Origin of the sequence: Paenibacillus ehimensis NBRC 15659, from assembly GCF_004000785.1 — a bacterium.
GTDB classification, from domain to species: domain Bacteria; phylum Bacillota; class Bacilli; order Paenibacillales; family NBRC-103111; genus Paenibacillus_G; species Paenibacillus_G ehimensis.
Map to the genome: position 1 here is coordinate 1 of NZ_BILX01000034.1, position 13,741 is coordinate 13,741.

Sequence of the window (13,741 nt, forward strand, 5' to 3'; positions counted from 1 at the left end):
GGGCCGCCGGATCAGCCGCCTGCACGGCGCCCACGCCGCGAAGCGCCTCCACGCGCAGCCGCAGGTCGGCATTGGGCGCGTCCGGCCGGGAACGCAGCAGGTCGCGGTCGCTTAGCAGCGCGGCCAGCTCGCAGGCCAGCCCGCCAAGCCCGAGCGGCACCGCCCGCAGCATCATGTGCGCGAGCCGGGGCGAGACGCCGAGCTCGGCCATGCGGCGGCCGTGCGGGGTAATCGCTCCACTGTCTCCCAGTGCGCCGAGCTGCTTGAGAAGCGCGACCGCCTGACCATAGGCGGCCGCAGGCGGCGGCGTCAGCCAAGCGAGCTGCGCCGGATCGGCGACGCCCCAAACGGCCAGCTCAAGCGCAAGAGCGGCCAGATCCGCTTCCATGATCTCGGGCGCCCGGTGAGGCGCCAGCCGGCGATCCTCCTGCTCCGTCCAGAGCCGGTAGCACACGCCGGGGGCCGTACGTCCGGCGCGCCCGCGGCGCTGGTCCGCCGAGTCCCGCGAGACGGTTACCGTCTCCAGCCGCGTCATGCCCGTTCGAGGGGAGAACCGCGGGACGCGCATCCGGCCGCCGTCGACGACGATGCGCACCCCTTCTACGGTCAAGCTCGATTCGGCGATGGAGGTCGCGAGCACGACCTTGCGCTGCCCCGGCACGCTCGGCGCGATGGCCGCATCCTGCTCCCCTTGAGCAAGCTGCCCGTACAGCGGAGCGATCCGTACCTGCGGACCGAATCCCGCTTCAAGCAGCAGCCGTTCCACGCGCCGAATTTCCCCCGCACCGGGCAAAAACGCCAACAGATCCCCTTCCTCGGCCGCCAGCGCCTGACGGATGCATGCGGCCACCGCCGGCTCCAGCTTCCCTTCCACAGGCTTGCTTAAATACCGCGTTTCCACGGGATAACTGCGGCCCTCGCTGACCACAACCGGCGCGTCGCGCATCAGCGCGGCAACCGGAGCCGCATCCAGCGTAGCCGACATGACCAGGATGCGCAAGTCGTCCCGCAGCACCGCTTGCGACTCCAAAGCAAACGCCAAGCCCAGATCCGCATGCAAACTTCGTTCATGGAATTCGTCAAAAATGACGACAGCCACGTCCTCAAGCGCGGGATCGGCCTGCAGCAGGCGCGTAAGCACGCCTTCCGTCATGACTTCGATGCGCGTTTTCGGTCCGACCTTCGTATCCAGCCGGACCCGATAGCCCACGGTTTCGCCGACCTGCTCTCCGAGCCGGGCCGCCATGTATCGGGCAGCGGTTCTCGCAGCCAGTCGGCGCGGCTCCAGCATAATTATTTTGCGCCCGGCCACCCACGGCTCTTCCAGCAGCGCAAGCGGCACGCGGGTCGTTTTGCCTGCGCCGGGCGGCGCGACCAGCACGGCATTCGTATGCTTGCCCAGCTTCTCCTTCAACTCCGTTAAAACGCGATCTATCGGCAGTTCTCCCATGTTCGTTCACTCCAACGTACGGCAAATTCGGTTTTTATTGTACCACAACCGCACAAAGAAAGCCCCATAACGGGGCTCAGAATGTTGGAAAGTGGTCATATAAAAAATAGAAAAACATACGGAGGTGGGGTATCTACTGAAGGAGCGATAGCGTTCGCCTTTGTCTGCGGGAAATATCCGCTGCTAAGCGGCTTCAATCAAAGTTTCCCGCTGACAAGAGCGACCGGAAGTAGATACCCCACCCCCTCGTAACATCTATGGCTTCAATTGATCACTTTCTCAACAACCTCAGCCCCATAACGGGGCAATCTTGGGTCACTTCTCGCATTATTGAAAAAAGGCGATTCCAAGCACGCCCGAGAGAACGATCACCGCGAGCGGATGCAAGCGGTATTTGATCAAGGCGCCCAGACATACCGCCAAAATAATCAGCATTCCGACCGTATGCCAGCTCATCCAACCGGCCCCGCTTCCCGGCAAGCTGAAGTGGATCGCCGCGTAGACGATCATCCCGGTCACCACCGGCTTCAGCCCGTAGAACGTCGCTTTGACCCACTGCCGCTGCTGCATCCGGAAAAAGAACGCGGCGATGATCACAATCATCGCCAGCGACGGCAGCACCATGCCGAGCGTCGACAGGATCGCTCCCGGAACGCCGGCGGCTTCATAACCGATTAAGGTGGCGCTGTTCGTCGCGATCGGTCCCGGAGCCATCCCGGCCAACGCGACGGTATCCGTAAACTGCCGCTCCTCCATCCAGCCGTGGAGCAGCACCTCATGCCGGATCAGCGGAATCATCGCATACCCTCCGCCGAACGAGACGAAACCAATTTTAAGAAACACCGCAAACAAGCTCCATAGCATCACCGTCACCCCGTTTCAAATCCCGTCTGCAATAAAGTAATCCGCATATTTATAGCCGTTTCCGGCCGCCGGAGGCTCCTCGTCCTTAGGTTCGAACGCGCGATAGCCAAGCTTTCGTTTCATGCGGACAAGCAAATGCCCGATCACGAGTCCGATCAAAATAACCAGCATCGGATGCACATGAAAGACAAGCAGCAGCACGACCGTGAATGCCGCCGTAGCCAGCGTCGTACGGTCAACGATAGAGCTTTTCCCCATGTTGTACGCCGAAATGATAATCAAGGCGGCAATCGCCGCTTGAATGCCTTGAAAGGCCGCAGCCGCTTTCGGCAGATCGTAGATCTCCCGGAACACAAGACTCAGCAAAAATACGATCAAAAAGGCTGGCAGCGTCATTCCGCCGACCGCCACCGCCGCCCCCGGCACCCCGGCCAGCCGGTAACCGATGAACGCCGCCGCATTGACGCCTACACCGCCCGGAGCCGACCCGGCTATCGATAAGACGCCGCTCATCTCGCCCGGTTCGATCCACCGCCGTTTGCCGACGACCTCCCGTTCCATGACAGGGATCATCGCGTAGCCGCCGCCGAAGGTGACCGGACTGATTTTGCAGAAGGTCCAAAAAATCGGCCCCAGCGGCCTCAGTTTCTGCATCCATGATTTCATCTTGCTCCCCCCGTTCGCCGTTGTCCTTTTAAGTATACCTCACTTTAATTCATTTTGGAATAATGTTTTCGTTATCTTGTCTGCAATATCGCCATCCTAAAGCCAAATAGCCGCATAAGACAAACTGAACCGTATCGAAACGCTCTTAGTTTAAATCATATTGAAATTATGTGTACAATCTCGATCCGAATACATAGAATTTTAATGCGAACAAGCCCAACAAAAAAAAGACCCGGATCCTCGATATCCGCGTCTGAAAATATAACCTTTTGCTGATACTGGCTCACGCCGTCCGGGTTCCGTTCGATGAGCGGCTGAACTGCAAAACTACTTTACCAGCCCGGAGGCTCGTAGCCGATCCCCGTTCCCGTTGGTCCGGCAAACTTGTGCGAGTGCCTTTTGATCGATAGCACGGTTTTGTAGTAATTTTCCTTAAACTCGAACGGCTCGTCGTTCGTAAGCGCATCGATCTCATGATAATGGGAGCCGTCCGGCAGCGCGATCGGGGGTCCCGTCATCCCAATGAAACGGTGAAAGTGACCCATAACGGTGTTCGTATGCCCTTGATACCTGTGCACGTGCCCGTCCGTTCCGTCTCCGTTCGTGGCATAGACGAACATCTCGACTCGATGGAGATGCCCCAGCGCTGTGGAGGTCAAGCCTATGAACGGATGGGCATGAGCCGGCGGCAGCGGAACATACGGCACCGGCGGCAGCGGACAAACAGACATAAAAGCTCCCTCCCCTTCGCTTTTTTATTCCGGATGCTACAGAATACGCGGGGAGAGGCACGATTATTTCTACTCCGGCTTTCCGGCTGCCGGGTTGACGATTTCCTTGACCCGGCCGACTTGTCCGTCCGTCAAACGCACTTTGATGCCGTGCGGGTGCGTCGCCGAATTCGTCAGCAGATCCTTCACGATGCCGCGTGTCAGCTTGCCCGTCCGCTGATCCTGCTTCAGGACGATGAGCACCTCGGCGCCCGGGAGAACGTTCGCTCGCTTGCGTCCGTCGTTCATCCGTACTGCTCCGGCAGTTCAAGCCAGCCCTGAAAAATGGCATAATAGAATACGAATGCGCTTACGAGCCCCAGAATCGTAAAGCTGATGGCAAGTCCCTTTTTTTTCTGAAACAGCCATACGAAAGCCAAGCTGAAAAACGTGCCCATCACAAGCAAGCACAGGATCAAAATAATGGTTGCCATAAGCTTCTGTTCAAACCCCTTTCGAATCAAACAGTATAGTTTACCCGTTTGCTTACCAAAATACCACAATTTCCACCCGAAAAACACTCCGCTGCCGCGATAACCTTGACAATTTCATGAAGCGGCCGCTGCTATACCGCCTTCTCTCCTCCGGGTTTAGCCAAAAAAAGAGAGGCGTCCGCTCGGCGGAGACGCGCTCTCTTCGTTTACTTTTTGGCGGACAGCCATTCCGTCAGCGCCTGAATCTCGGGTTCCTTCAACGTGTTTTTGTAGGAAGGCATCCCTCCGCCGCCGTTTTGAATTTTGGCCGAGATTTGTTCTTGACTCAGCTTGGCCCCCGTCTTCTGAAGATTGGGTCCAACTTTGCCCGAAAGATCGGCCCCGTGACAGGAGACGCAGTTCGCCTTGTAAATTGCTTCCGCGTTAGACGCTTCGCCAGCTGCCGTTTTGGAGGGGGCGTTCGCCGGCGCACTGCTTTTGTCCCCGCCGCAAGCCGTTGCAAGTCCGGCTAACAGCAGCAATCCGATTGCCAATGGCATCCAGGCCTGCTTCATGATCATTACCACCTTTGTTTAGAGGAATATTGGAGCTTGATCCGGGATACATATGAAACGATATGACCCGGAAAGGCAGGGATACGGCTGCTATGCCCAACATCGCGTGGCTTCGCCTCTTCGGCCTCGGCGCCGTGATCGTTCTGGGGACTTGGCTCGGTTTCAGGCAATTCGCCGCCACCTCCCCTCAGTTTCCGCCCGTCTCGGAATTTATCGTAGAAGGCTACCGCATTCAAGTGTCGCTTCATCCGAGCCCGGCCACAGCGCTGAAGCCCGGCACGTTTACCGTCACGCTGCGGGACGCAGACGGACGGCCGGTGAGCGGGGCGGCCGGAGCCGCCACCATCTCGATGCCGCAAATGCTATGCGGCGCAAGCCCCTTTACCCTGACGGAAACGGAAGCCGGCCGCTACGTCGGCGAAGGCATCCCGCTCATGGCGGGCTCGTCCGTGGCCGACGTGTCGATGACGGCCGGAGACAAATCGCTCCGGGTCCGGTTTCCTTTTGCCGCCGTCCGATGATATCGGGCGTTTTCCCTGGCCTGCTTCCACTGTAGCGAATCGTCCCGCGCATGCCTATGACTCCGCCGGGCTATTTTTCGCTTGATTTATGGCCGTTTTGAGGACAATCCTTTACAATTCATCACCAAAGCCAGGGATGGATACTGGGAATCCATCCGGCCGCAGCCAAGCCCCGCAGCACGGACTGCACTCCGATCCAGACGGCTACGAATTGGCCGGCCATAGCGGCCTTTCTCCGCAACCGCTTGTTCAACTTGCCCGCAAACAGCCCGACGAAAACCAGCGCAGGCACGGTACCCAGACCGAACAGCAGCATAAGCAGCATGCCATGCAGCGGACTTGCGCTCGCCGCCGCATTCATTTCCATCGCATAGGTCAAGCCGCAGGGGAGGAAGCCGAGCAGCAGACCGCTGACGACCGCGGCCCCGGCCTCCTCCGCCGTCCGGTACCGGTCCGCAAGCCGCCGGACAAACGGCAGCCGGTGCGGGTCCAGCCTATGCAGCGGGAGGGCGATTCGCCGCAAGGCCCACAGCAAAATAAGACAGCCGCCCAATAAGCTCGCTGTCCCCTGCACATTCGCCAGCTTCCCTGCGCCATCGACGAACGAGCCGACCGTGCCCATAAACGCCCCGAGCGCGGCATAGGTTGCAATCCGTCCGGCATTGTAAGCCAGAACGGAGCGAAGCGGACTCGTCTTCGCTTGCAGCGCAAAGCCGGAGACGGTTGCGCCGCACATCCCAATGCAGTGCGGTGCGCCGAGCAATCCGGCAAGCCAAGCCAGCATCAGATCATGAATGCCGATCGCCATTTCTCTTCCCTGCCTTTTACGCCTGAATTGAAGGAATTTTATACCCGTTTCAGCCGAAGCGCGTTAATAATCACCGTCAAAGAGCTTAAAGCCATAGCCGTGCAGGCCATCCACGGCGCCAGATGGCCGCTTAATGCCGCAGGAATCGCCAATGCGTTATAGCAAAAAGAGAATCCCATATTCTGGTATATGTTTGTCATCGTCTTTCGGCTGATCCGTACGGCATCGGCAATGGCGGTCAAATCGCTTTTTAGCAAGTGCACATCAGCGGCAGCCTTGGCCACATCCGTCCCGTTACCGACGGCTACGCCGATATCCGCTGCCGCGAGGGCCGGCGCATCGTTAACGCCGTCGCCGACCATGGCCACCCGCTTCCCTTGGCTCTGCAGCCGCCGGATAAGCCCGAGCTTCTGGTCCGGAAGCATATCCGCGTAATACCGGACATTTCCAAGCCGCTCCGCAATCGCTTTAGCGGCAGAAACATGATCTCCGGTCACCAGCCGGATATCCATTCCCTGCTTTCGGAGCTGCCGCAGCGCCGATGCCGCCGTCGGACGCAGCGTGTCGGCAAGTGCGACGACCCCGGCCGGTCGGCCGTCCACCGCGACATAGATCAACTGCTTCCCTTGGCTGCGCAGGGGGCCGGCAACCTTTTCCGTATCCGCAAAAGATATGCCTTGCTCATCCAGCCAACGCCGAGTCCCTGCGACAATCCCGCGTCCGTGCACCTCCGCCCGAACCCCGCAGCCGGGAACGGCTACGAAGCAGTCGCAATCAGGCACCCGCAATCCCCGTCTCTCGGCCTCTTCGACAACCGCACGCGAGAGCGGATGCTCGGAGAGCTGCTCCGCGCCCGCGAGCTTGCTCAGCAGCGTGGCCTGCGTTTCGCCTTCCGCAGCGATCACATCGGTCACCTTCGGTGTCCCGAACGTCACCGTACCCGTCTTATCGAACAGAAGTATATCCGTTTGATGAAGCCGTTCCAGTGCGGCCCCTTCCTTGTACACGATCCCCTTCTGAGCCGCGCGGCCAGATGCAACCAGAATGGATACCGGCGTTGCCAAGCCCAAGGCGCATGGACAAGCAATCAGGAGTACGGCAATGGCCTTCTCCAAAGCCCCGCCCGCAGCACCCGGCTCGCCCAATCCGTACCAGTACAAAAAGGTGCACACGGCCGCAGCGGCAATGACCGGAACGAACACCGCGGCGATGTTGTCGGCGACGCGCTGAATCGGTGCCTTCGCATTCTGCGCTTCTTCGACCATCCGAATCATCCGGGCTACCGTGCTTTGACTGCCACTGCGCAGGACGCGGATTTCCAGCACACCGGAACCGTTCAAGGCTCCGCCGATGACGCGGTCTCCTTTTCGTTTCTCAACCGGCATGCTTTCCCCGGTGATTAGCGATTCGTCCACCGCAGATGTCCCCTGCGCCACGATACCGTCGAGCGGCACCCGCTCGCCGGGACGGACGCGGAGCAATTGGCCTTCCTTCAGCATATTTACCGGAACCCGGCGTTCGCCCTCCGGGGTCAGCATGCAGGCCGTGTCCGCCTGCAACGCATGAAGCTGCCGGAGACTATCCGCCGTGCGCTTCCGGGCGGACGCTTCGATCCATCGGCCAAGCCATACGATCGTGATAATCATGGTGCTCGTATCGAAGTAGTACGGGCTGTGGTGCCCGCTTCCTGCCATCGCCTGCCCGGGATGAAACAACAAATAATGACTATACAAAAAAGCGGTTGACGTGCCCAGTACAATGAGCACATCCATATTCGCGCTTCCGTTTTTCAAAGCTTCGTAGGCCCGGATATAAAAAGGAAGACCGAAACCGAACTGCACCGGAACGGCAAGCGCCAGCTGAAACCAGGGGTTCGCCAGCAAGTCCGGCACCCAGAGCGAGGAGGAGGCCGCATGATGCGGGACCATCGCCCAGAAGAAGGGCAGCGTAAAAACAAGCGAAAGCAAAAACAACGCCCGGCAGCGGCCAATTTCCCCGCCGCTATTGCCGTCTGATTTCCCGTCGGCCGGATGCAGCGGACGGACGCCATATCCGAGCTGCGCAATCCGCGCTTCGACTTCCTCCGTCCGGACCCGCTTCGTATCCAGCAAGACGACGGCCCGCTCCAGAGCGATATTGACGCCGACTTCCGCCACGCCCTCCATTTTGCCGACCGCCTTCTCGATGCGTGCGGCGCACGCCGCACACGTCATTCCGGTAATATGCAGCGTAATTCGGCTCATATCCGCTTGTCCGCTCATTCGCGTCTCACTCCATTCCGATTGAGGCCCCCGCACCCGGTCATCGTTAAACTATATGGACGAGCGGCGGTTTTCATGACAAAGAAACGCGGCGCCCCCGAAAAGAAGCGAAGAGGACTAGCCTAAGCTAGCCCTCCGAAAGGAATCGTTGCGCGAAAATAGCAGCTTTGTCAGCAATACGCCGTTTTCGCTTATATAATCCGCATTCAAAAGACGGGATGTAAAGACGGCCCCCACGTTAAAGCTATATAGGTAATCCTTCCAATTGGAAAAATCGTCCTTCACCAATGGGATGACCTCTTCGATATACGCCCACTTCTCTTGTTCCGTTATGTAACCCAGCTTCTGTCCGGCACAGGCCCGGAATACCGCCATGGAATAATCGTACGCCGCTATACCGGCAGTTGGCATCCGCCATACATACTGTCTGACAACGGACAACTGATGTTTGCGTGCAGGATCGGCGGTAGTCTGTCCGATAGAAGCCCGTTCGGCCTCCGAAACGGACGACAGCCAATTGTACAGCTCCCCAAATTCCTTTCTGGCCCCTATCGCGATCGTCCATTCTACATTTTGTTTAAGCTCCTGCGTATTTGCGATGTTCCAAAACTTGAACAGGCCGCGTAGAGCGCTTCGCCGCTCGAAGATCATTTCGGGATTGCGCAAAAAATATTCGCCGAATTTCCCGACGATACATAACGAAGTCATCGCTTCAACGTAATCGTTCATGATCTTCCGTGCCGCCGTATCGGTCATAGGCTTGTTCCCTCCCCCGCTAATTAGTTATAGCCGACGAGCTTGCTAACTCTCCGCAGCTCCCGCAGCGCCGAAACATAAAACAGCGCTAAGATGAACAGATAAAAATAAATCCGCAAAGGCAGGCTCGGCAGAGTCTTCTTGCTCGGCTTCGCAGTGGCGTCGATATATTTGTCGGAGATTGGAAGCGGCTTTGACAGGGCGCTCTTCGAGCTTCGGTTTTTCCAATTCTCGATTTCCGTCTTAAGCTCTTCAGGCATGGAGCGAAGGGTGCCTTCCAGCTCGATCCTTTGAAAATCGTATATTTCTTTGGTCTGTTTGTAATTGCCCACCACAAAGATCGCTTTCCCATCGAGATAGCCCATACAGAGATGGCCTGTGATATTCGATTGAAGTCCCTGCTTCTTGGCCTCATCCAAGGAGAGGTACATCGTCGTCTCCTTACCGCTGCCGTCTTTAACCTTTACTTCTTGAATGGCCATATAGGACGCATCGGCAAGCTTTACCCGCACGGCCTCTTCGGGAGCCAGAAGCTCCCATTTGGATGCTGAAGAGACATTCATGATTTTGAACGGCCTCACAGCTTCGCTCCAATAAGCCAAGGGCGTTTCCCCCGTATGCTTCACAAACGAACTCGCGATCCATAAATGCAGCGCCACGATGCATATCAGACTGAACCATTTATTAGAAACAAAAAAATAAGCGGCTTGCTTCAATCGCTTAAGCAGAGGCGCTTTACCCAACTCCCGGTACAGCCGTTTTCTGACGCTTCTGCTGCCTTTTACACGCCGTGCTCTCAGATCTTTTATCATCAGCGCATTGATTTCCGCCAACGCTAGAACCGCATCAATATCGTTCGCATCCAAAACAAGAATGCGTTGGAACATCTCTTTGGCCTTTTCCAGGTTGCCCAGCTTTTTATAGCAGGTCCCGGCCAGCGATAACGCGAGCATGTGATCCGGAAGTTGTGAAAGAATGCGCTGCAGATCTTGAACCGCTTCAGCCAGCCTTCCATCCTGCATCCATATGCGCGAACGGTACCAATACCCGTCAGCCTGATCGGGACACAACTGGATCAGACGATCGCTCATGGCCAGTACCCTTTCCGGTTCTCCAAGGCGCCAGCCGCATTCCGCTTCCATACGGATCACATCCGGGTCTGCATCGAAAAGATCCCAGGCTTTTTCTAACGAATGCTGGGCAGCCGGCAAATCATGATTCATTAATGCCAGCCAGGCTTCCTCGCGATAGCGAAGATAGGCTTCATGATCGATCTCTCCCGCCCCCAGCAGAAGGGAATATCCCATGTTTGCCGCTTCGTACGATTGTGCAAAAGCATAAGCATACACTTTGGGATATTGTTCCGAGAAGCTTTCCTTGTCTTCCGCAACCAGCCCGCTCCAATGAAACGCACTGTCCAGCAGCTTCCAAACCTCTTTCGGCAAAAAATAATGCTTTTCCAAAAAGTCAAGCAGCCGGCCGGAAATGCCGTTTTGCAAGTGGATGTTCCATACAACGTCGGAATTCAACAGCGCCGCCCATTTGGTGGTTTCGATTCGCGACGGAAAATCGCGGTACAGCCGCTCTACCTGCCCTATAAAATGCTCCGCTTGGCTTCCCGGGTCGTCTCTTTCCTTGTCCCGCTCTTGCCAAAGAACCATCCGGGGAATGCGACGCGGTCCGTCGTCTTCATCATACAGCCCGGCTTCTTCATCCAGAGTGATGTCTTCCGTTTCGGTCCCGTCTTCCTGCTCCATTTCCAAACCGGCGAAAGCTTCCGGCTCTTCGGTCGCTCGACTCGTCTGTTTCTGCTGCCGCTTCGCCAGCTTGGTCGCCTGGTCATAAGCTTCCCTAAGCCGCTGATAACCGTCCGGATCGTCCTCGGGATGATGGATTTTCAGCTTTGCGGCATAAGCTTTCTTAATCGCCGATACCTCATGCGTCGGGTCGATCCCCAGTATTTCCCACACCCGCATTAATAGTCACGCCACCTCTCCAAATGCTCCAGCTGCTTCCTTAGAACCGAGGAAGCCTTTTTGATTTCCTGCTCATTCTGAGAGGCGAGAACCCGTTCGAACTGCTCCAGCAAAAATGCAATCTCCGAACGCTTCTCCCCAAGCGCTTCCTCGTACAGCCGTTCGCCCTTCGCAAGCAGCAGCCGGTTTTCCGTTCTTTCACGGGGATGGATTTTGATGTCCTTCAGTTGATTCAATCTTTCCTCAATTTCCAGCTCCGACAGCTTGCCCGGATCTTTCTGAATAATCGTCTTCTTCTTCACGCCGGTGCTGACCGTAGTGACTTCGACCTCCAGAATGCCGTTAATATCATACGTAAACCGGACGTCAATGGATTGCGCGCCGGCCTTATCCGAAGGCACCTCGACGAGCAGCTCGCCCAGCTTCAAATTATTTTCCACCCGCCGGCTCTCCCCTTGATACACAATCACGCGTATGCTTGTCTGGTTATCGTGCAGCGTCTGAAAGGACTCTACTTTGCTGACAGGAATCGGGGTGTTCCGCTCAATAATCGGGCAGAAGTGACCGTCGTCAAATTTATCGTTCCCCATCCGCTTCGTAGTTTCAATACCAAGCGTATAGGGACATACGTCCGTCAGAACGACCTCTTTCAAGGCTTCGTTTCTTTCCTTCAGCGCGACTTGAATGGCGGCCCCCAAGGCAACGGCCTCATCGGGATTGATTTGAGTGAATGGCAGCCGGCCGAACATTTTGCCGACCACCGATTTGATGACCGGCATTCGGGTTGCCCCTCCGATCAGAATGACGGCATCCAGATCGTCCGGTGACAAGGAAGCGTCCCGCAGCGCGCGCTCGATCGGATGACGCAGACGCAAAATAAGCTGTCCGGCAATCTTCTCAAAATCGTTGCGGTCCAAACTCGTCTCGTACGTACGATTCTCCAGGGTAAAACTCATTTTCCCTTCGCTCTCCGTACCTAAGAGCCTTTTGCATATTTCAGCCTGCTTGAACAGAGCGGAACGGGCTTTAAAATCCAGCTCTTGAAAATCGATTCCATGGGTTTCGATAAAGTAAGAAACGAGCAGCTGGGTAAAATCCTCGCCTCCCAAGTAATTGTCGCCCGCGATCGACTGCACTTCCATCACGCCCTCGAAAAACTCCAGGATGGAGACGTCGAATGTGCCGCCGCCCAAGTCGAAGACGAGAAACTTGGTATTGTCCTGCTGCTGATGAAGACCGTAGGAGATCGCCGCGGCCGTCGGCTCGCTGATCAGCCGCTCCACCTTTAAACCGGCGAATTCAGCCGCACGCTTCGTCGCTTTGCGCTGGGTATCGTTGAAATAAGCCGGAACGCTGATCACAGCCTCCGTCACGGGATGTCCGAAGAAAGCCTCCGCATCCGCCTTAAGCGATTTAATGACGAAGGAAGACAGCTCTTCCGGAGTAAAAGTATATTGACCCAAACGATACGTCTTCTCCGTCCCCATATAGCGCTTGAAGGTAGCCGCCGTAAGATCCGGATGGGTAATTAATCGCTCTTTGGCAATTTGACCGACCAGAATCTCGCCGTTTTCGTCCACACTTACGATCGAAGGGGTCAAACGCTCCCCGAGCACATTCGGAATAATGGCAGGACCGTCTTCCGTCCAATAAGCAACCAGACTGTTCGTCGTCCCCAAATCAATGCCAATCATCGTCATTCCGGTTACCTCTCTTCCCTGTGTTAATGGCATAGAAAAAAACGCCTTTCTTTTCCATACCATTAGTTTATCGGTCGCTCATTTTCTTTTTTTAAATCGATAACGGAAATTTTCAAATAAAGCTGCTGCCCATTGAATCGGCGGCCGCTTCTTTGCGTGCAAAGAAACGGCCGCCGTTTGAAGTGGCTAGCTGTGATGATGCTCCGCCGTATCGGCGTGCCCCTGTCCGGCCCCCCGCTCGTCCAAATACGTGACGGAAAGCTCGGCGTAAAGCACGCCCTTCTGTACTTGAATCTTGTGCTGCAGCTCCCGAAGCTTGGCGAGCAAGCCGCGAACGACAATGATTTCAAGACATTGATCGTGATTCAGATGGACATGCATCGTCGAAATAATGTCATGATGGTAATGATGCTGCAGCTCGATAAGCTGCAAAGGAAGATCGGCCGCATGGTGATCATACACCATGACGATCGTCCCCGCTACAAGTTGATCGGCCTTCAAGCCGCCCGGCTCCAGCAGCACTTTACGTACCAGATCCCGGATCGCTTCCGATCGGTTCGTGTAGCCCCGCTCCGCGATATATTGATCGAACTGCTTGATCAGCTCCTCCGGCATGGACACGCCAAACCGGGTCAATACGTCTTTCTCCAACGATCGTTCACCTCAATCCGCACACTCTCCCGATTATTGTAGCACACCCGCCGCTCAAACTGAATTCGCATGCAAACGAAATAAAGCCCCTCCGCCGGCATTCGGCGAAAGAGGCTTCTCGGCAATAATCGTTTGCAGTTTCGTTTGCATTGGAGCATCAAACGCCTTAGGGCGCAGCATCGAACTGCAGCTCTTTCAGCTCCTTCGTCAGCTGTTCCTTTTCCGCTCCCGACAATGCGCCGTGTTCGCGAACCTCCTTCAACAGCGCTTCACGCTCTTCCTCACTGTGCGGATCAACCGTAAATTTAACGATATCCAAACTTTGCTCCT

General features: G+C 56.4%; 15 protein-coding genes. 1 reads left to right on the forward strand and 14 read right to left on the reverse strand.

Translation table 11 applies throughout. The features are described from left to right. The 7 genes from hrpB to PEH01S_RS19530 all read right to left on the reverse strand — a co-directional run. Positions 1 to 1,450, reverse strand: a 1,450-nt coding sequence (gene hrpB / locus PEH01S_RS19500; protein WP_127487528.1) for an ATP-dependent helicase HrpB, incomplete at its 3' end; no start/stop codon positions are given. 327 nt (positions 1,451 to 1,777) lie between these two features. Next, complete coding sequence (locus PEH01S_RS19505; RefSeq protein ID WP_025850658.1) at positions 1,778 to 2,314, reverse strand: chromate transporter; 537 nt, start codon at positions 2,312 to 2,314, stop codon at positions 1,778 to 1,780. Between the two features lie 15 nt (positions 2,315 to 2,329). Then, positions 2,330 to 2,980, reverse strand: a complete 651-nt coding sequence (locus tag PEH01S_RS19510) for a chromate transporter (protein WP_173426585.1) — start codon at positions 2,978 to 2,980, stop codon at positions 2,330 to 2,332. A 332-nt stretch (positions 2,981 to 3,312) separates the two neighbouring features. Further along, positions 3,313 to 3,711, reverse strand: a complete 399-nt coding sequence (locus PEH01S_RS19515) for a YmaF family protein (RefSeq protein ID WP_127487530.1) — start codon at positions 3,709 to 3,711, stop codon at positions 3,313 to 3,315. A gap of 69 nt (positions 3,712 to 3,780) precedes the next feature. Next, the gene (locus PEH01S_RS19520; protein ID WP_025850661.1) at positions 3,781 to 3,999 is read right to left on the reverse strand and encodes a YwbE family protein; all 219 of its coding nucleotides are present in this window, start codon (positions 3,997 to 3,999) and stop codon (positions 3,781 to 3,783) included. Continuing rightward, positions 3,996 to 4,184, reverse strand: coding sequence for a hypothetical protein (locus PEH01S_RS19525; RefSeq protein WP_025850662.1), 189 nt, complete (start codon positions 4,182 to 4,184; stop codon positions 3,996 to 3,998). The genes PEH01S_RS19520 and PEH01S_RS19525 overlap by 4 nt, the downstream gene beginning before the upstream one ends. 206 nt (positions 4,185 to 4,390) lie before the next feature. Beyond that, positions 4,391 to 4,738 carry a c-type cytochrome gene (locus PEH01S_RS19530; protein WP_025850663.1) on the reverse strand — a complete coding sequence of 116 codons (348 nt, stop codon included), beginning with the start codon at positions 4,736 to 4,738 and terminating at the stop codon, positions 4,391 to 4,393. Between the two features lie 92 nt (positions 4,739 to 4,830). Here PEH01S_RS19530 and PEH01S_RS19535 point away from each other — a divergent pair, with 92 nt between their 5' ends. Next, positions 4,831 to 5,259 (forward strand): FixH family protein, encoded by a 429-nt coding sequence (locus tag PEH01S_RS19535; protein WP_161782266.1) that lies wholly within the window; start codon positions 4,831 to 4,833, stop codon positions 5,257 to 5,259. A gap of 121 nt (positions 5,260 to 5,380) precedes the next feature. On the opposite strand, the gene PEH01S_RS19540 is transcribed toward PEH01S_RS19535, so the two are convergent. The 7 genes from PEH01S_RS19540 to PEH01S_RS34685 form a co-directional block, all read right to left on the reverse strand. Then, the gene (locus PEH01S_RS19540; protein WP_025850665.1) at positions 5,381 to 6,067 is read right to left on the reverse strand and encodes a sulfite exporter TauE/SafE family protein; all 687 of its coding nucleotides are present in this window, start codon (positions 6,065 to 6,067) and stop codon (positions 5,381 to 5,383) included. A gap of 38 nt (positions 6,068 to 6,105) precedes the next feature. After that, a complete protein-coding gene (locus PEH01S_RS19545; protein WP_025850666.1) occupies positions 6,106 to 8,328 on the reverse strand; it encodes a heavy metal translocating P-type ATPase in 2,223 nt (740 codons plus the stop codon). A 117-nt stretch (positions 8,329 to 8,445) separates the two neighbouring features. Then, positions 8,446 to 9,084 carry a DUF1266 domain-containing protein gene (locus PEH01S_RS19550; protein WP_025850667.1) on the reverse strand — a complete coding sequence of 213 codons (639 nt, stop codon included), beginning with the start codon at positions 9,082 to 9,084 and terminating at the stop codon, positions 8,446 to 8,448. A gap of 23 nt (positions 9,085 to 9,107) precedes the next feature. Then, complete coding sequence (locus tag PEH01S_RS19555; RefSeq protein ID WP_127487532.1) at positions 9,108 to 11,060, reverse strand: J domain-containing protein; 1,953 nt, start codon at positions 11,058 to 11,060, stop codon at positions 9,108 to 9,110. Continuing rightward, complete coding sequence (locus PEH01S_RS19560; protein WP_127487534.1) at positions 11,060 to 12,760, reverse strand: molecular chaperone HscC; 1,701 nt, start codon at positions 12,758 to 12,760, stop codon at positions 11,060 to 11,062. The genes PEH01S_RS19555 and PEH01S_RS19560 overlap by 1 nt, the downstream gene beginning before the upstream one ends. Positions 12,761 to 12,946: 186 nt before the next feature. Continuing rightward, positions 12,947 to 13,411: a nickel-responsive transcriptional regulator NikR gene (gene nikR, locus PEH01S_RS19565; protein WP_025850670.1), complete on the reverse strand. Its 465-nt coding sequence runs from the start codon at positions 13,409 to 13,411 to the stop codon at positions 12,947 to 12,949. A gap of 166 nt (positions 13,412 to 13,577) precedes the next feature. Beyond that, positions 13,578 to 13,730 carry a hypothetical protein gene (locus PEH01S_RS34685; protein WP_161782267.1) on the reverse strand — a complete coding sequence of 51 codons (153 nt, stop codon included), beginning with the start codon at positions 13,728 to 13,730 and terminating at the stop codon, positions 13,578 to 13,580. Between the last annotated feature and the right edge of the window lie 11 nt (positions 13,731 to 13,741).

Coding starts and splice junctions, on each gene's coding strand:
- PEH01S_RS19505 (WP_025850658.1), bottom strand. CDS start 2,314: ATGCTATGGAGCTTGTTTGCGGTGTTTCTTAAAATTGGTTTCGTCTCG.
- PEH01S_RS19510 (WP_173426585.1), bottom strand. CDS start 2,980: ATGAAATCATGGATGCAGAAACTGAGGCCGCTGGGGCCGATTTTTTGG.
- PEH01S_RS19515 (WP_127487530.1), bottom strand. CDS start 3,711: ATGTCTGTTTGTCCGCTGCCGCCGGTGCCGTATGTTCCGCTGCCGCCG.
- PEH01S_RS19520 (WP_025850661.1), bottom strand. CDS start 3,999: ATGAACGACGGACGCAAGCGAGCGAACGTTCTCCCGGGCGCCGAGGTG.
- PEH01S_RS19525 (WP_025850662.1), bottom strand. CDS start 4,184: ATGGCAACCATTATTTTGATCCTGTGCTTGCTTGTGATGGGCACGTTT.
- PEH01S_RS19530 (WP_025850663.1), bottom strand. CDS start 4,738: ATGAAGCAGGCCTGGATGCCATTGGCAATCGGATTGCTGCTGTTAGCC.
- PEH01S_RS19535 (WP_161782266.1), top strand. CDS start 4,831: ATGCCCAACATCGCGTGGCTTCGCCTCTTCGGCCTCGGCGCCGTGATC.
- PEH01S_RS19540 (WP_025850665.1), bottom strand. CDS start 6,067: ATGGCGATCGGCATTCATGATCTGATGCTGGCTTGGCTTGCCGGATTG.
- PEH01S_RS19545 (WP_025850666.1), bottom strand. CDS start 8,328: ATGAGCGGACAAGCGGATATGAGCCGAATTACGCTGCATATTACCGGA.
- PEH01S_RS19550 (WP_025850667.1), bottom strand. CDS start 9,084: ATGACCGATACGGCGGCACGGAAGATCATGAACGATTACGTTGAAGCG.
- PEH01S_RS19555 (WP_127487532.1), bottom strand. CDS start 11,060: ATGCGGGTGTGGGAAATACTGGGGATCGACCCGACGCATGAGGTATCG.
- PEH01S_RS19560 (WP_127487534.1), bottom strand. CDS start 12,760: ATGACGATGATTGGCATTGATTTGGGGACGACGAACAGTCTGGTTGCT.